Origin of the sequence: Dactylosporangium sp. NPDC049742 (assembly GCF_040674675.1) — a bacterium.
GTDB lineage: Bacteria > Actinomycetota > Actinomycetes > Mycobacteriales > Micromonosporaceae > Dactylosporangium > Dactylosporangium maewongense.
The window spans coordinates 96,251-112,110 of sequence record NZ_JBFANF010000018.1; the positions used below are offsets into that span (position 1 = coordinate 96,251).

Annotated in this window: 15 protein-coding genes; 10 read left to right on the plus strand and 5 right to left on the minus strand. The window is 72.8% G+C overall.

Translation table 11 applies throughout. From position 1 onward, the window contains the following. Positions 1 to 3 precede the first annotated feature (3 nt). Genes AB0J72_RS23180 through AB0J72_RS23195 form a run of 4 tightly spaced genes read left to right on the plus strand, consistent with a single transcriptional unit; the run spans position 4 to position 3,928 of the window. Complete coding sequence (locus AB0J72_RS23180) at positions 4 to 1,071, plus strand: ABC transporter ATP-binding protein (RefSeq protein ID WP_344510861.1); 1,068 nt, start codon at positions 4 to 6, stop codon at positions 1,069 to 1,071. Further along, positions 1,071 to 1,904 carry an ATP-binding cassette domain-containing protein gene (locus AB0J72_RS23185; protein WP_344510859.1) on the plus strand — a complete coding sequence of 278 codons (834 nt, stop codon included), beginning with the start codon at positions 1,071 to 1,073 and terminating at the stop codon, positions 1,902 to 1,904. The genes AB0J72_RS23180 and AB0J72_RS23185 overlap by 1 nt, the downstream gene beginning before the upstream one ends. 3 nt (positions 1,905 to 1,907) lie before the next feature. Beyond that, a complete protein-coding gene (locus AB0J72_RS23190; RefSeq protein WP_363401882.1) occupies positions 1,908 to 3,383 on the plus strand; it encodes an MmgE/PrpD family protein in 1,476 nt (491 codons plus the stop codon). Further along, a complete protein-coding gene (locus AB0J72_RS23195; RefSeq protein ID WP_363401884.1) occupies positions 3,380 to 3,928 on the plus strand; it encodes a nitroreductase/quinone reductase family protein in 549 nt (182 codons plus the stop codon). The genes AB0J72_RS23190 and AB0J72_RS23195 overlap by 4 nt, the downstream gene beginning before the upstream one ends. Here AB0J72_RS23195 and AB0J72_RS23200 read toward each other — a convergent pair. Together AB0J72_RS23200 and AB0J72_RS23205 are read right to left on the minus strand one after the other, a co-directional pair. Further along, on the minus strand, positions 3,915 to 4,868 hold the full coding sequence (locus AB0J72_RS23200; RefSeq protein ID WP_363401886.1) for a zinc-binding dehydrogenase: 954 nt from the start codon (positions 4,866 to 4,868) through the stop codon (positions 3,915 to 3,917). The genes AB0J72_RS23195 and AB0J72_RS23200 overlap by 14 nt on opposite strands. A gap of 10 nt (positions 4,869 to 4,878) precedes the next feature. Continuing rightward, positions 4,879 to 6,144: a MaoC family dehydratase N-terminal domain-containing protein gene (locus AB0J72_RS23205; RefSeq protein ID WP_363401888.1), complete on the minus strand. Its 1,266-nt coding sequence runs from the start codon at positions 6,142 to 6,144 to the stop codon at positions 4,879 to 4,881. Positions 6,145 to 6,250: 106 nt separating this feature from the next. On the opposite strand from AB0J72_RS23205, the gene AB0J72_RS23210 reads away from it, so the two are divergent. After that, complete coding sequence (locus tag AB0J72_RS23210) at positions 6,251 to 7,069, plus strand: hypothetical protein (protein ID WP_363401890.1); 819 nt, start codon at positions 6,251 to 6,253, stop codon at positions 7,067 to 7,069. Beyond that, the gene (locus AB0J72_RS23215) at positions 7,066 to 7,872 is read left to right on the plus strand and encodes an SDR family NAD(P)-dependent oxidoreductase (protein WP_363401892.1); all 807 of its coding nucleotides are present in this window, start codon (positions 7,066 to 7,068) and stop codon (positions 7,870 to 7,872) included. Before AB0J72_RS23210 ends, AB0J72_RS23215 begins: the two co-directional genes overlap by 4 nt. A 30-nt stretch (positions 7,873 to 7,902) precedes the next feature. Here AB0J72_RS23215 and AB0J72_RS23220 read toward each other — a convergent pair whose 3' ends face one another. Both AB0J72_RS23220 and AB0J72_RS23225 read right to left on the minus strand, forming a co-directional pair. After that, a complete protein-coding gene (locus AB0J72_RS23220) occupies positions 7,903 to 8,541 on the minus strand; it encodes a nuclear transport factor 2 family protein (RefSeq protein WP_363401894.1) in 639 nt (212 codons plus the stop codon). 43 nt (positions 8,542 to 8,584) lie between these two features. Then, the gene (locus AB0J72_RS23225) at positions 8,585 to 9,802 is read right to left on the minus strand and encodes an MFS transporter (protein WP_363401977.1); all 1,218 of its coding nucleotides are present in this window, start codon (positions 9,800 to 9,802) and stop codon (positions 8,585 to 8,587) included. Between the two features lie 111 nt (positions 9,803 to 9,913). Between AB0J72_RS23225 and AB0J72_RS23230 the strand changes: the two genes are divergently transcribed. From AB0J72_RS23230 to AB0J72_RS23240, 3 genes are read left to right on the plus strand one after another with little or no spacing between them, the layout of a single operon-like run. After that, entirely contained in the window at positions 9,914 to 10,798 is an 885-nt protein-coding gene (locus AB0J72_RS23230) for an SDR family oxidoreductase (RefSeq protein ID WP_363401896.1), read from the plus strand. A 37-nt stretch (positions 10,799 to 10,835) separates the two neighbouring features. Continuing rightward, positions 10,836 to 11,984, plus strand: coding sequence for an acyl-CoA dehydrogenase family protein (locus AB0J72_RS23235; RefSeq protein ID WP_363401979.1), 1,149 nt, complete (start codon positions 10,836 to 10,838; stop codon positions 11,982 to 11,984). Between the two features lie 10 nt (positions 11,985 to 11,994). Continuing rightward, positions 11,995 to 13,116, plus strand: a complete 1,122-nt coding sequence (locus AB0J72_RS23240; RefSeq protein ID WP_363401898.1) for an acyl-CoA dehydrogenase — start codon at positions 11,995 to 11,997, stop codon at positions 13,114 to 13,116. 93 nt (positions 13,117 to 13,209) lie between these two features. On the opposite strand, the gene AB0J72_RS23245 is transcribed toward AB0J72_RS23240, so the two are convergent. After that, the gene (locus tag AB0J72_RS23245; RefSeq protein WP_363401900.1) at positions 13,210 to 14,025 is read right to left on the minus strand and encodes an SDR family oxidoreductase; all 816 of its coding nucleotides are present in this window, start codon (positions 14,023 to 14,025) and stop codon (positions 13,210 to 13,212) included. A 200-nt stretch (positions 14,026 to 14,225) separates the two neighbouring features. Between AB0J72_RS23245 and AB0J72_RS23250 the strand changes: the two genes are divergently transcribed. Beyond that, the gene (locus AB0J72_RS23250) at positions 14,226 to 15,842 is read left to right on the plus strand and encodes an AMP-binding protein (protein WP_363401901.1); all 1,617 of its coding nucleotides are present in this window, start codon (positions 14,226 to 14,228) and stop codon (positions 15,840 to 15,842) included. The last annotated feature ends 18 nt before the right edge of the window (positions 15,843 to 15,860 follow it).

Here is a 15,860-nt window from a genome sequence, read left to right on the forward strand (position 1 = left end):
GACATGGCAGGGAAACGGGCGGCCGGCGTGATGGCCCACACCGGGAACGACGCCACCGGCGCGGCGGCGGACCTCCTGCGAGTGGAGAACCTCAACGTCGAGTTCCGCTCCCCCTCGGGTGGGTGGCAGACGACCGTCCAGGACGTCTCGTTCTCGCTGAAGCCGGGCGGGTCGATGGCGCTCGTCGGCGAGTCCGGTTCCGGCAAGACGGTGACCTCGGTCGCGGTGATGGGTCTGACCGGGGCGACGGGCGGGCGGATCGCCTCGGGCCGGATCGTCTTCGACGGCCGGGACCTCACCGCAGGCACGCAGAAGCAGTGGCGGGACCTGCGTGGCCCCGGCATGGGCATGATCTTCCAGCAGCCGATCCGCAGCCTGAACCCGGCCTACACCGTCGGGGACCAGATCGCGGAGTCGGTGCGCAAGCACCTGGGCCTGAACCGCAAGCAGGCCCGGGCACGCGCCGTCGAGATGCTCGAGATGGTGCAGATCCCGCGGGCGGCGCAGCGGGTCGACGAGTACCCGCACGCGTTCTCCGGCGGCATGTGCCAGCGTGTCATGATCGCGATGGTCATGGCGTGCAACCCGCGCCTGCTCATCGCCGACGAGCCGACGACGGCGCTCGACGTGACGGTGCAGGAGCGGATCCTGGAGCTGTTGCGCGACCTGCAGGAGCAGACCGGGGTGGCGCTGCTGTTCGTCAGCCACGACCTCGCGGTGGTGGCCGAGCTGTGCCAGCAGGTGGTGGTCATGTATGCCGGCGAGGTGGCCGAGAACGCGCCCGCCGAGAAGATCTTCTTCAACCCGCGGCACCCGTACACCTCCGGCCTGATCGGGTCGATCCCGAAGCCGGGCCTGAGCACCGACCGGCGGCTGCGCGCGATTCCCGGTGGTATCCCGGCCCCGGGTGCCTGGCCGCACGGGTGCCGGTTCAGCAGCCGGTGCGCGTTCGCCGAGCCGGGCCGGTGCGACGTGGCCCACCCGGGCCTGATCCGTATGGACGGCGCCGGTGAGCACGACGTGCGATGCGTGCGTGCCGCGGAGCTCTCTCTGGATGGAGTGACGGTCTGATGAGCCTGCTCGAGGTCAGGAACCTCACGAAGTCGTTCAGCTCCGGCAGGGACTGGCTCGGCCGGCGTACGAAGTGGTCGCACGCGGTCAAAGGGGTGAGCTTCGCCCTGGAGCGCGGTGAGTGCCTCGCGGTCGTCGGTGAGTCCGGCGCGGGCAAGTCGACGGTCGGGCGCATGGTGCTGCGCCTCATCGAGCCGGACTCCGGATCGGTGACCTTCGACGGGGTCGACGTGCTGGCCACGAAGCCGAAGCAGCTGCGCGAGCTGCGCCAGCGGATGCAGATGATCTTTCAGGATCCGTACAGCTCGCTCGATCCGCGGATGACGATCAAGGACGCGGTCGCCGAGCCGCTTCTCGTGCACACCGACAAGGACCGTGCCACGCGTGAGCGGGAGGCGGCCGAGCTGCTCGACAGGGTCGGCATCGGATCACGCTATCTGGGGCGCTACCCGGCCGAGCTGTCCGGCGGGCAGCTGCAGCGGGTCGCGATCGCACGGGCGCTGACGATGAAGCCGAGCCTCATCGTGTGCGACGAGCCGGTCGCGGCGCTGGACGTGTCGGTGCGGGCGCAGGTGCTCAACCTGCTGCTGGACCTGAAGGAGGAGCTGGGTCTGGCGTACCTGTTCGTCTGCCACGACCTGGCGCTCGTCGAGGTCATCGCCGACCGGGTCATGGTGATGGCGTCCGGTGAGGTCGTGGAGGCGGACACGACGGCGCAGATCTTCGGCAATCCGCAGCAGGAGTACACGAAGAAGCTGCTCGCGGCGATTCCGCTGCCGCTGCCGCGGGACGCGCAGGGCAACCGGCTCGTCGCGCCGGGAAAGGTGGGCTGAACGGTGACCGCTACGACGGGACCGACGCGGACGCAGCTGCTCGCGCGGTTCGCGACGACGACCCGCGACGAGGACATCCCCGCGCCGGTGCGTGACTACGGCAAGCTCGTCCTGCTCGACTCGCTCATCTGTGGTCTGGCGGCGGTGCGGTTACGGCGCAGCCGCATGGCCCAGCAGGTCGCCGCCCGGTTCGGCGGCCCGGCCGAGGCGACGGTGTTCGGGTTGGGGCAGCGGGTCGCGGCGATCAACGCCGTGCACGCCAACGCGGACATGATGAACGCGTTGGATGCGGACGACACCTTCTTCAACTCGGCGCATTTCGCGGTGTTCGGGGTCGCGGCCGGACTGGCCGAGGCCGAGCGGCTGCACGCCGGCGGAGCGAGCCTGTTGCGCGCGAGCATCCTCGCCTTCGAGATCAACGCGCGGCTGAACCTGTCGACCTCCCTCATGGCCTTCGAGGACGGGCAGTTCCGCTGGTCGCCGCTGTCGTCGCACGGGTACGCCTCGATGGGCACGGCCGCGGCGTGCGCCGTGGTCGGCGGCTGGGAGCCGGAGCGCCTGGCGCACGCGCTCGGCCTGATCGCCTGGCTGGCCCCGCCGGCGAAGAACACCTACCTGGCCGAGCGGCGCTCGTTCAACGCGTTCAAGTACGGCCCGTACGGTGCGATCGCGCAGGCCGGGATGCTCGGCGCGGCGCTCGCCGAGGAGGGGTACACCGGCGACCTGGACGTGCTGGACCGCACTCCGGGCTTCATCGAGGCGATGGGCTTCCTCGGGGGTGAGCGGCACGAGATGGTCGCCGGCCTGGGGTCGACGTGGTGGATCAGCGAGACCTCGCTCAAGCCGTACCCGACGTGCCGCTTCACCCATGCCGCGCTCGACGCGATCCGCGCGTTCCCGAACACCCACGGTGTGCCGGTGTCGCAGATCGAGTCCATGGAGATCCGGCTGAGCCCGGCGGCCTACCGGACGTTGCAGTTCCGGGAGCCGGCCCAGCAGATCCCGGACACGCTCGGCGCGCCGCTGGACGGCGCCTTCAACATGCCGTACGCAGCGGCGCTGGTGCTGCTCGGGTACGCCCCGGGTCCGCAGTGGTACGACCCGCAGCGGCTGGCCGACCCTGCGGTGTGGGACCTGGCGCGCCGGATCACGACGGCGCCGGACCCGGTGCTCGACGCGGAGTGGGAGGCCGATCTCAAGGAGCACCCGGGTGGTCAGATCCGCCGGACGCGGGGTGCGCTGACGATCAGGGCCGGTGGCCGGGAGTACGTTGTCGAGTCGGACTTCGCCCAGGGCGACCCGTGGGACGAGGCGACCCGGGCGGACTGGGACTTCGTGGCCGGCAAGCTGGCGACGTTCTGCGACGGGATTCTCGATGCGGGCACGCAGGAGCAGCTCGTCGAGGTGGTCCGGGGTATCGAGGACGTCGCCGACGTCGCCGAGACGTTGTCACCGTTGCTGGCCCGGGCGGCGCAATGAGCCGCCGGGACCGCATCGGTGCGGAGACGAGGTCGTTCGCCTCCTACGGCCGGCCGTGGCTGGTGGTCATCCGTGGGCCGCGCGGGATGGCGTTCGACCGGTTCCTCGTGCGACGGACCGGGTTCTCGCTCGTGTCGTTGCAGTACGCGCTGGCGGGCAGGTTCCCGTACAACCCCACGCTGCTGCTGACGACGGTGGGCCGCCGGTCGGGGCAGCTGCGCGACGCGGCGTTGCCGTACGTGCCGTACGGGCCGGACCTGGTGGTCGTCGGCTCCAAGGGCGGCGGCCCGACGGATCCGGCCTGGGTGGTCAATGCGCGTCACCACGAACTGTGCTGGATCGTCCTGCGGCGCAAGACGATCGCGGTGCGGGCGCGGGTGACCGACGGGGAGCGCGACCCGGAGCTGCTGGCGCACGTCGTGGCGCACAAGCCGAATGTGGCGCGCTACGTTGAACGGGCCGCGGGATTCGGGCGGCAGATCCCGCTCGTCGTGCTGTCCGCCGTGTCGGGAGAGCCGCTGACCCAGGGTCTCAGCCGGTCGTGAGGACGATCCGCCCGACGAAGTCGGAGGCCTCCAGCTGGTCGTGCGCGGCCGCGGCCTGATCGAGCGGGTGCGTGGCGGCGATCGCGGGGGCGGCGGTGACGGCCGAGAGGGTGAGGGCCTCGCACAGCTGGCGGGCCACCGCCTCGGGCCCGGGCCGCCCGATGCCGCGCAGCGTCCAGCCCTTGACCATGAGCCGACCCAGGTGCAGGTGGGCGTGGCTGCCGGCGGTGACGCCGCAGGTGACCAGCCGCCCGCCGGGGGCGAGGATCTTGAGCACGTCGGACCACAGGGTGCCGCCGACCGACTCGACGATGACGTCGGCCTCGCCGCCGGGCAGGGCGGCACGCAGGGCGTCGACGACGTCCGGGCGGTAGTGGTCCACGGCGTCGAGGGCGCCGAGGGCGCGCACGGCGTCAGCCTTCGCCGGGGCGCTGGTACCGATGACGCGCGCGCCCAGGTGGTGGGCGTACTGGACGGCGAAAGTGCCGACGGCGCCGGCGGCGGCCACGACGAGGACCCGGTCGCCGGGGCGCACCCCGGCGAGGTTGACGACCGCGTCGTAGGCGGTGCGTCCGGCGGTGGGCACCGCGGCGGCGTGGACGGCGTCGAGCGCGACCGGCCGTGGGAAACAGTGCGAGGCCGGGACGACGGCGAGCTCGGCGTGGGTGCCGGTGGTCAGCCCGACGACCGCGTCGCCGGGAGTGAAGCCGGTGACGCCGGGACCGGTCCGTACGACGGTGCCGGCGACGTCCCGGCCGAGGATCGTCGGCCCGGTGACCGCCATGCCGTGGGTGCCGCGACGGATGTAGGTGTCGACCCGGTCCAGACTCGCTGCCTGGACCTTCACGAGCACCTGACCGGGGCCGGGCGTCGGGGCCTCGAGCCGGCCGAGACGCAGGCTGTCGGGGGAGCCGGAGTCGAGGACGTAGCTGGCGAGCACGGGGCTCCTCTCAGAGCAGGGCGAGGGTGGCGGAGGCGATGACGTGGTCACCGAGGCTGTTGGTGCCGCGGACGTCGACGGTGACGTGCGTTCCCCCGATGGCCTCGGGCGCTCGTTGCAGGCCGGTGACGACACCGTCGAGGGTGAGGGTGTCGCCGGGGTGATTCTGCGCGGCGAGGCGGGTGCGGAAGTCGACGACGCGAGCTTCCGGCCCGGCCCAGTCGGTGAGGTAGCAGTTGACCAGCGCGCTCGAGCCGAGGATGTTCATGTAGACGTCGCGGGCGCCTCGTTCGTGGGCCGCGTCGCGGTCGAGGTGCACGTCGTTGAAGTCGAAGGTCGCGGTGGCCAGTGCCGCGATGGACAGCTGGGTGACGGGGACCGGCCAAGGGGCGAGGCGCTGCCCGGTGCTCACCTCGGCTGCGGTGCGGGTGCCCGTGCGGCGTTCGGGTCGCGGGGCGGTGAGCACCGGCAGGACCTGGCCGTCGCGGGTGCGTCGGTGGGCCACGACGACCGGCATGCCGTCGTGCACGAGGTCGGGGCGCAGGTCCACGACGTCTGCGCTGAGGCGGGTCCCGTCGGCGAGCTCGGCGGTGCCGACGAGGTAAGGGCGCTCGTCGAGAGGGGCGGCGGCGTAGCCGGGTTGCAGGTGCGCGGTCAGGGTGCCGGTGGTGCCGGCAGGCGGCAGGTCGGCTGGGGCGGCGCCGACCGGGCGTACCGGCCGGGCGAGGCGGTCCCCGGGTGTCGCCGGGACCTCGGTGCGGGTCGCCGGGTTCCAGCGCAGCATCCGCAGGACGACGCGTCCGACCGGCTCGCCCTCGACGGTGCGGTACTCGCTGACGAGGTCGACGAAGTGGCCCTGGCCGAGGCGGGTGGACTTCTGCGGGGAGACCGCGCCGATGGAGGGGAACTGCTCGAGGTGGTCGCCGACGCGCAGCGGGCGCACGTAGGTGTGCTCCGTCTGTACCGCGGCCACCGAGGTGAAGCCGCGCTCGGCGAGGACCTCGTTGACCCGGTCGAGGCTCTCGGCGTGGCGGTGGCTGCGCCGGTTGCCCGGCAGGGTCCACATGTTCAGTGAGGTCGCCGGTGCCACGATGCCGCCCCAGGCGGATCGGGCGGCCCACCGGGGGTCCTGGTAGGCGGGGTTCTCGTCGCCGACGGCGTCGCACCAGATACGGATGGCGGCCTCGGTGACCGGGTCCTTGGCCCGGCGGGGTGGGTCAGCGAGACCGATCAGGGCGTCGAGCCGGGCACGGAAGTCCGCGTCGCTGGCGGTCATGGGGCTCCTTCGCGGACGATACAGTCAACCAAGCGCTTGCTTGACTGTAGGAGGGGGTCGCCCTAGGGTCAAGGCTCAGCGGTCGAACGAGCCGCACCGCCCACCCGTGAGAGGGCCGGAAGTGATCCCGAGCACTCCAGAGACCGCCACCCGCGCGTTCTTCTCGTTCCCGAAGGTGACCGACCCCGCCCGCCACCGCGACTACAACGCGTGGCACCAGCTCGACCACCGCCCCGAGAACCTCGCCCTGCCCGGCGTCGTCCACGGTGACCGCTGGGTGCGCACCCCCGCGTGCGAGCGGCTCGGCAGCTACCCCGACGCCGCACTCGCCGGCAGTCAGTACATGGCGATGTACTGGTTCGCCGAGCCGGCCGCTGACTCGATCCACGAGTGGAAGGACCTCGGCGACCGGGCGATCCACCAGGGCCGGCGACCGGAGCTGGCCTGGACCGAACGGCCGATGACCCGGATGTTCCGCCCCGTCCAGGGCTACGTGGCCCCTCGCGCGCTCGTCACCCTCGCCGCGCTGCCGTTCCGGCCCAACCGCGGGGTGCACGTCGAGGTGAGCCGGGTCGAGACCTCGCAGCACCCCGATGTGGCCGACCTGTCCCAGTTCGAGCACGAGACCCAGGTGCCCGACCTGCTCGCGCGCGACGGCGTCGCGGGCGTGTGGACCTTCCGCAGCGCCCCGAGCGGCAGCAACCCCACCGGGCCGGTCGTGCGGATCCGGCTCATCTACCTCGAGGCCGACCCGGTCGAGTTCACGCGGGCCCTGGCCGCGGACCCGCTGCCCGCCCCGCCCGCGGCGCTCGCCGGCACGGCCACCCCGCTGCTCACCGGGCCCCTGGCCACCATCACCCCCTGGGTGTGGGACTGGTTCGACGAGCCCGCCGCCGCGGCGACGGACAGCGTGGCCCGGGGATGAGCGAGGTCACCGGCCTGCTCGATCGCTACGGGCCATGGGCGCTGGTCGTCGGCGGTTCCGAGGGGGTCGGCGCCGCCTTCGCCGACCAACTGGCCCGGGCCGGCCTCGGCGTCGTGCTCGTCGCCCGCAAGCCCGAGGCCCTCAACGAGGTCGCCGACCGGGTCCGGTCCCACGGGGCCCCGTGCCGCGCGCTCGCCCTGGACCTGCTCGACGCGGACGCGACCGCCAGGATCGTCGAGGCCGTCGCCGATCTCGACCTCGGCCTGCTCGTCCTCAACGCCGGCGCGAACACCTACCGCAGCCGCTTCGTCGAGGCGGATCCCGCCCGGGTCCAGGCCGTCATCGACCTCAACGTCACCCGCCCGCTGGAGCTCTGCCGGGAGTTCGGTGCCCGGCTCGCCGCGCGTGGCCGCGGCGGCATCCTCGTCGTCGGCTCCTCGGCCGGCTACCTCGGCCACGCCGACATCAGCATCTACGCCGCGGCGAAGTCCTTCGCCCGGATCTTCACCGAGGGCCTGTGGCTCGAGCTCGGACAGGTCGGCGTCGACGTGCTGCACCTCGTGCTCGGGCTCACCGCCACCCCCGCCATGGAGCGGGCCGGCCTCGACCTGACCGGCGCAGCCGACCCGGCCGATGTCGCCGCCCAGGGGCTGGCCGCCATGGGTACCGGCCCGGTGCACGTCGTGCGCCAGCAGGCCGAGGTCGTCGCGCGGCGCTCCGCTGCGGACCGGGCCGCCCTGGTCGCCGGCAATTACCGCGGGATGCGCGCGATGCTCGGCCGATCGAGCCCCGACCCGACCTGACGGCCCGGGGCGACGACCCGCACGGACGACTCAGGACCCGCCGTGCGGGTCCGGCTCACCGGCCCCGGGACCCGGGCCGCCGGGCGGCCACGGGCGGCTGACCGGGTCGGACCCGTCGCGGGCTCCCCGCAGCGAGGCGTCGGGGATCGGCCACTGTCCAGCGAGGTCGTCGACCCGCTGCCACTCCGAGACGGTCAGGCGTTCCTGCACCCGCCACTCACCCGCGCGGCGGGTGACGAGGTCGACGTAGCGGAACCCACTGACGATGTTGCCGTGCGGCGGCTCGGACGTGCTGCGCTGCAACGCGATGCCGTACGTCTCGGCCCGGGCCCGGTCCGGCTGCGCCGGGTCGAGCTCGACCAGGACGTTCGTCAGGTAGTGCATCGTCATGGTGCGCCGCGCCACGAGCGCGAAGACCACGTTAAGCGTCGTGTCCCGGTCGGCCACGGTCCCGCCGAGGGTGATCCGGGCGTCCGGATGGAAGGCGCTCGCTGCCAGGTCCCGGTCCATCCGGTCCACCCCGCGCGCGTAGCGCAGCAGGGCCCGCTCGATGGCCCGCTCGGCGAGCAGTACGTCCAGCTCGCCCGGGCCGGACCGGAAGGGCTGGGGGACGCCGGCGGTCGCGGGCAGCGTCGCCGCGGGTGTGGTCGGGCGGGACCGGTCGGTCACGGCGAACTCCTGGAAGTGAGCGGTGGACAACGGGGGAGGTCGGTCATGTCGCGGGCACGGGGTCGCTGTCCCCGCGGCGGCGCAACCGTACGAGCACCGCGGCCGCCATGGCCAGGCACGCGGCGGCGTACAGCAGGAAGGCGGTCGCGGAGCCGAACCACGTGCTCAGCCCGCCGAGCAGGAGGGCACCGAACGGCATACCGCCCCAGCCGAGGAAGTAGAGGCTCATCGCCCGGCCGCGCTGCGCGTCGTCGACGACCCGCTGGACGATCGTCTGCAGGGTCACCATGGTGCCGATGCTGAACGCGCCGCACAGCAGCGCGGCCCCCGCGAGCAGGGGCACTGTCGGCGCCGTGCCGAGCAGTGCGGTGCTGACGGCGAGCAGGCCGAGGATGATCGCGGCGTGCCGCACGGTCGCGATGCGCTTGGAGAGCCGGGCGACGACGAGGACCCCCATGAGCGAGCCCAGCCCGGTCAGGGCCACGAGCATGGGGAAGACCTTGTCCGGGTGGTCCGAGGTCGAGGCCGCCCGGACGGCGAGCTGGGTCGTGAAGGCGCACCCGAAGAACGCGTTCACCCCGACGATGGTCAGGCAGAGGGCGGCCGGTGGCCGCTGCAGGGCGTGCCGGATGCCGGCGCTGACCTGCGCGGTCAGGCTCTCCCGGACCACCGGGACGGCCGGCGGGACGCGACGGGTCCGGATGGCGAACGCGGCCGCGACCGAGGCGAGGCTGAGCGTGGCGTACATCATGAACGTGCCGAGCGCCCCCCAGGCCACGAGGATCAGCCCGGCGACGGCAGGGCCGATGGAGCGGGCGAGGTTGAGCCCGGCAGCCTGGAGCGGGACGGCGGTGCCGAGCGCCTCGGCCGGGACGGTGTTGGCCACGAGGGCCTGGGTCACCGGCGACAGGAAGCTGATCCCGGTGCCGGCGAGGAAGGCGAGCCCGAGCAGCACGGGCAGGTCGGCGATCTCGGCCGCGACCGTCGCCGCGCAGACCCCGGCCAGGACGCTGACCGCCAGGAGCACACCGATCTGCAGCCGCCGCCGGTCGAAGGCGTCGGCGAGCACCCCGGCCGGGATGGAGAAGAGGGTGTACGGCACGAGCAGGCAGAAGAAGAGTGCGCCCATCGTCGCCGGGGTGCCGTCGACCTCGGAGAGCACCGACTGGAAGGCGATGTTGCAGCCCCAGTAGCCGCCCTGCGACAGCACCAGGGTCAGGAGCACGAAGCGGAAGTCTCGGAATCGCAGTGCCGAGAACATTCCCACGTCATCGCCGTCCTTCTGGTCGTTTTCCGCACCCTACCAAGCGCTTGCTTGCATCACCAGTGCGGGTGTGGTTGTCTGGCCGCACCTCGAGTGAAAGGACGTGTGGTGGGCGGCTTCTGCGCAGGACGCACGGTGATCGTGACCGGTGCCGGACAGGGACTGGGCCGGGCCCATGCCCTCGAGTTCGCCCGGCAGGGCGCCGACGTCGTCGTCAACGACATCGACAGCAACCGGGCGGCGGCCCAGGCCGTCGTCGACGAGATCCTCGCGTCCGGCGCCCGAGCGGTCGTCAGCACCGGCGACGTCAGCGACTGGTCCTACGGTGAGCGCCTCGTGCGCGAGGCCGTCGAGACCTTCGGCGGGCTGCACACCCTCGTGAACAACGCCGGCATCAACCGCGACCGGATGCTGGTCAACATGAGCGAGCAGGAGTGGGACCTCGTCCTGCAGGTCGACCTCAAGGGCCACTTCGTGCCGATGCGCCACGCCGCCGCCCACTGGCGGGACGAGGCCAAGGCCGGCCGCCAGGTCGCCGCGCGCGTCGTCAACACGTCCTCCGGCGCCGGGCTCATGGGCAGCGTCGGGCAGGGCAACTACGGCGCCGCCAAGGCCGGGATCGCCGCCCTGACCCAGATCGCGGCCGCCGAGTGGGCCCGCTACGGCATCGTGGTCAACGCGATCGCCCCCTCGGCCCGCACCCCGATGACCGAGGCCGTCTTCGCCGAGGCGATGGCCGCCCCCGAGACGGGATTCGACGCGATGGACCCGGCCAACGTCTCCCCACTCGTGGTCTGGCTCGGTTCCGACGCCGCGCGGGCCGTGACCGGCGCCGTCTTCGAGGCCGCCGGCGGTGAGGTCTCGCTCGCCGACGGCTGGCGCCACGGGCTGGCCGCCACCAAGGGTGAGCGGTGGGAGCCGGAGGAGCTCACCGGCGCGATCGCGGACCTCATCGCCCGCTCCGAGCCGCCGACCCCCGTCTACGGCGCCTGACATGGGTTCGGCGGCGGCGCGGGCCACCGGGGTACCGGTGAGCGACGAGCAGTTCCGGGCCGAGATCCGCGGCTGGCTCCACGAGGCCCTCACCGGGCCGTTCGCCGAGGCCGTCGGCACCGGCGGCGAGGGGCGCGAGCACGAGGCGCACGAGTTGCGCCGCGAGTGGGAGCGTCACCTGGGCAGGGCCGGCTGGATCGGTCTCGGCTGGCCCAGCGAGTACGGCGGACGCCCGGCGACCCTGGCCCAGCAGGTCATCTTCCACGAGGAGTACGCCCGCGCCGGCGCCCCCGGCCGGCTCGGGCACATGTCCGAGCAGCTGCTCGGCCCGACCCTGCTCGCCTTCGGCACGCCGGAGCAGAAGGCGCGGTTCCTGCCCGGCATCACCAGCGGCGCGGACATCTGGTGCCAGGGTTACTCCGAGCCCGGCGCCGGCTCGGACCTCGCCGGGGTCCGCACCCGCGCCGAGCGACAGGGCGACACCTACGTCATCACCGGGCAGAAGGTGTGGACCTCGCTCGCGCACCTGGCCGACTGGTGCTTCGTTCTTTGCCGCACCGACCCCGACTCGACCCGCCATGCGGGCCTGTCCTACCTGCTCGTGCCGATGGACCAGCCCGGCATCACGGTGCGCACGATCACCCAGCTGACCGGCACGAGCGAGTTCAACGAGGTCTTCTTCGACGGAGCCGTCGCCGCCGCCGAGCACCGCGTCGGCGCCGAGGGCGCGGGCTGGAAGGTCGCCATGGGCACCCTGGGCTTCGAGCGCGGCGTGTCCACCCTCGGCCAGCAGATCGGCTTCCGCCAGCGGCTCGACGCCGTCATCGCCCGGGCCCACGACAACGGCGCCTGGCAGGACCCGGCGCTGCGGGACCGCCTCGTCGACGCCTACATCGGGCTGCAGGTGATGCGGCACTCCGCGGTGCTGCTGCTGGCGTCCGCCGGTGAGGGGCTGTCCGGCCTGGAGGCGTCGATCTCCAAGCTGCAGTGGGCGACGTGGAACCGCTCGCTCGGCGAGCTCGCGGTCGACGTCGAGGGGGCCGGGGCGCTGCTCACCGGGCCTGCGTACGAGCTGGACGACGCCCAGACCCATTTCCTCTTCAGCCGCGCCAACACGATCTACGGCGGCTCCAACGAGATCCAGCGCAACATCATCGCCGAGCGCCTGCTCGGCCTGCCGCGATGAGGTGAGCACGATGCCCGAAGTGAACGCCGACCCTCAGCCGGTGGCCGAGGAACTGGCCCAGATCCGCGCCTCCGTCGCCGAGATCCTCGACGAGCAGGCAGACCTGCGCCGTACCCACGAGGTCATGGTCGGGGCGCCGGGCCACGACCCGCAGCTGCATGAGCTGCTCGCGGCTGAGCTGGACCTGCTCGGACTCGTCGTGCCGGAGCACCTCGGCGGGCTCGGCGCCGATGTGGCCGCCGGGACCGCCGTCATCGAGGAGCTCGGGGCCCGGCTCGTGCCCGGTGCGCTCGCGACGAGCCTCACCGCGATCCTCGCCGCCCGGGCCATCGGCGCAAGCGCCGGGCCCCTGCTGGCGCGCGTCGTGGACGAGCAGCTGACCCTGGCCATTGCCATCGCCGAGGACGGCACGGGTTGGGACCTCGAACAGACCGCCACCCGCGCCGGCGGCACCGGCGACGAGTGGGCGCTCACCGGGACCAAGACCCTCGCCGTCGGGGTCGAAGCCGCCCAGGTCGTCCTCGTCACCGCTCGGGACGCGGGCGGTGAACTGGGCGTCTACGCCGTGGACCGGGCCGCCGACGGGGTGGAGGTGCAGACGCACATGACGCTCGACCAGACCCGGCGGCTGAGCACGGTGCACCTCCGCGGGGCCGCCACCACCCGGGTCGATGCCCCCGGCGGCGAGGGCGCCCGGGTGCTGCTCGACCACGTGCGCGCCATGCTCGCACTGGAGTCGGCCGCCGCCGCCCGCGCCTGCCTCGACCTCACCGTCGAGTACCTCAAGGTCCGCGAGCAGTTCGGCCGCCCGATCGGGTCGTTCCAGGCCCTCAAGCACCGCTGTGCCGACCTCGCCGTCGCGGTCGCCGGAGCGAGGGCCACGGCCGACCACCTGGTCACAACGCTGCGCACCGGCGCCGCCACCCGCTCGCACGACGCGGCACTGGCCAAGCTCGTGTGCACCGACACGCTGATGACCGTGGCAGCCGAGGCGATCCAGTTGCACGGCGGCATCGGGTTCACCTTCGAGCACGACGCGCATCTGTTCTTCAAGCGCGGGAAGTCGGCCCAGCTGCTGGCCGGTTCCCCGTCGGCGGTTCGCGCCGAGGTGGCGGCGCTCGCCGGGCTCTGAGCCGGCCGCCGACGTCTACGGCAGGCAGCAGCGCACGACCGAGGGGGTCCGCACCGACGCGCGGACCCCCTCGGTCGTGCCTGCCCTGCGGGCTCAGCCGAGCGGACCGGTGCCGGGCGGCTGGGCGGCCAGGTGACGCGACGGGATCTCACCGCCACCGGCGACGACGATCTCCGTGCCGGTGATGTAGCCGGCCAGCGGCGAGGCGAGCAACAGGCAGGCCGCGGCGACGTCGGCCGGGGTGGCCATCCGCTGCATGGGGATCGTCCGGGCCACGCGGTGCTGTCCCGCCTCGTCGCCGTAGTAGAGGTGCGACAATTCGGTCTGCACGAGACCCACCGTCACCTGGTTGACCCGCACGGCCGGCGCGAAGTCGATGCCGAGGCACTGGGTCAGCATCGTCAGGCCCGCCTTGGCGGCGGCGTACGCGGCGGTGTCCGGGGCCGGGTTGGAACCGGCGACCGAGCCGATGTTGATGATCGTCCCGCCGCCCTGACGCTGCATGACCTCGTTGGCGGGCTGGGCGACGTAGAACGGAGCGAGCAGGTTGAGCGTGACGATCGCCGAGACGAAGCGCGGGGAGACCGTCGCGGTGTCGGCGCTCGGCGCGCCACCGGCGTTGTTGACCAGGATGTCCAGCCGGCCGAACCGGTCCACCGCCGCGGCGACGAGGGCCTTGGCCTGCTCCGGGTCCCGCACGTCGGACTGGACGAAGACGGGCGTGCGTCCGTCGGCCTCGGGCAGGTGCTCGGGCTCGCTGCGGCCGCACACGAGCACCTGCGCCCCTGCCTTGAGGAAGGCGCGGGTGATCTCGGCACCGATGCCACGGGTGCCTCCGGTGACGATGGCGACCTGGCCGGTCAGGTCGACGCCCCCGTGCGTCGCGGGCATGGTGGGGGACTGGGTCATCGGAGCCTCTCAATGATCGTGACGTTGGCCTGGCCGCCACCCTCACATCGTCTGCGGGCAGGAGCCGGACGTCGGATCGGTCGGGTCTGGGCGCCTTGCCGGCGGCGTGGCCGGCATTGCCGCGATGAGTCTAGCAAGCGCTTGGTTGGTCGGCTACGATCCGTTCCTGACGAGTGCCGGCTCAGCGTGAGGAGATGTGCGTGAGTGGCGTGTTGACCACGATCCCCGTCCTGCTGCGGCAGGCCGCGCAGGACGCCGCGGAGGTCGAGGCCCTTGTCGACGGTGCCGTGCGCATGACGTTCGCCGAGCTCGACGCGGCCGTCACCCGGTTCGCCAGGGCCGCGGTCGCGCACGGTCTCGAGCCCGGGGACCGCATCGTCATCTGGGCCCCGAACAGCGCCGACTGGGTCATCAGCGCCCTCGGCGTACTGGCCGCCGGGGGCGTGCTCTGCCCCGTCAACACCCGCTTCCGCGGGGAGGAGGCGCGGCACGCCATCGCCAAGGTCCGGGCCACGATGGTCATCCTCGACGACACCTTCCTGGACGCCAACTACCTGGCCACGCTGCGTGGCGACGGGCCACCACCGGCCGCCGGGCACCCCGTGCCGTCGCTGCCCTCGGTGCGCACCGTTGTCGACCTGTCCGCCGCCGCCGGCCGCGAGCAGGCCGGTGACGGCGTGTTGTCCCTGGCCGACTTCACCGCGCCGGCCGACCGGATCGACCCCGGCGTCATCGACGGACGGATCGCCGCCATCGACCCCGAGGGCGTGGCCGACATCCTGTTCACCTCAGGCACCACCGGCTACCCCAAGGGTGCGATGGTCTCGCACGCCTCGAACCTGCGCGTCGACCTGCAGTGGGCCCGGCTGGTCGGGCTGCGGCGCGGCGACCGCTATCTCATGGTCAACCCGTTCTTCCACAGCTTCGGATACCGGGCCGGCATCCTCGCCTGCCTCCTGATGCGCGCGACGATCTTCCCGGTCGCCGTGTTCGACGTCGAGACCGTGCTGCGCCTCATCGAGCAGGAACGCGTCACCGTCTTCCCCGGCGCGCCCACCATCTACACCACCCTGCTCGAACACCCGGAGTTCGGCGCCTACGACACCAGCTCGGTGCGGCTGGCCGTCACCGGGGCGACGGTCGTGCCGGTGCCGCTGCTGCACCGGATGCGCGAGGAGCTCGGCTTCCGCGACGTCATCACCGCCTATGGCCTGACCGAGACGTGCGGCACCGCGACCGTGTGCCCGCCCGACGCCGACCTCGAGCGGATCTCGACCAGCTGCGGACGGGCGATCCCGGGCACCGAGCTGCGGATCGCCGGTGCCGACGGGCGGACGCTGCCGGCCGGTGAGGCCGGCGAGGTCCTCGTGCGTGGCTACAACGTGATGCTGGGCTACTTCGAGGACCCGGTCGCCACCGCGGAGGTCATCGACGAGGACGGCTGGCTGCACACCGGTGACGTCGGCTGGGTCGACGAGGACGGTTACCTGCGCATCACCGACCGGATCAAGGACGTCTACATGAACGGGGGCTTCAACGTCTACCCCGCCGAGGTCGAGCGCGTGCTGCGCGAGCACCCCGCGGTCTTCGACGTCGCCGTCGTCGGGGTCCCCGACGCGCGGATGGGCGAGGTCGGCAGGGCCTTCGTGCAGACCGTGACCGACTGGAGCGGGGACGAGTCGGTGCTCGTCGACGAGCTCGGGCAGTGGTGCCGGGACCGGCTGGCCAACTTCAAGCGCCCCCGCAGCTTCAGCATCCTGCCGGCCCTGCCACGAACCCCGAGCGGGAAGATCCAGAAGTTCAAGCTGGTCGGGTGAGCCCTGCGCCCACCCGGA

Bases quoted from the DNA above. Each gene is read 5' to 3' on its own strand.
- AB0J72_RS23185 (WP_344510859.1), top strand. From the start codon at position 1,071: ATGAGCCTGCTCGAGGTCAGGAACCTCACGAAGTCGTTCAGCTCCGGC.
- AB0J72_RS23180 (WP_344510861.1), top strand. From the start codon at position 4: ATGGCAGGGAAACGGGCGGCCGGCGTGATGGCCCACACCGGGAACGAC.
- AB0J72_RS23240 (WP_363401898.1), top strand. From the start codon at position 11,995: ATGCCCGAAGTGAACGCCGACCCTCAGCCGGTGGCCGAGGAACTGGCC.
- AB0J72_RS23245 (WP_363401900.1), bottom strand. From the start codon at position 14,025: ATGACCCAGTCCCCCACCATGCCCGCGACGCACGGGGGCGTCGACCTG.
- AB0J72_RS23225 (WP_363401977.1), bottom strand. From the start codon at position 9,802: ATGTTCTCGGCACTGCGATTCCGAGACTTCCGCTTCGTGCTCCTGACC.
- AB0J72_RS23195 (WP_363401884.1), top strand. From the start codon at position 3,380: ATGAGCCGCCGGGACCGCATCGGTGCGGAGACGAGGTCGTTCGCCTCC.
- AB0J72_RS23215 (WP_363401892.1), top strand. From the start codon at position 7,066: ATGAGCGAGGTCACCGGCCTGCTCGATCGCTACGGGCCATGGGCGCTG.
- AB0J72_RS23205 (WP_363401888.1), bottom strand. From the start codon at position 6,144: ATGACCGCCAGCGACGCGGACTTCCGTGCCCGGCTCGACGCCCTGATC.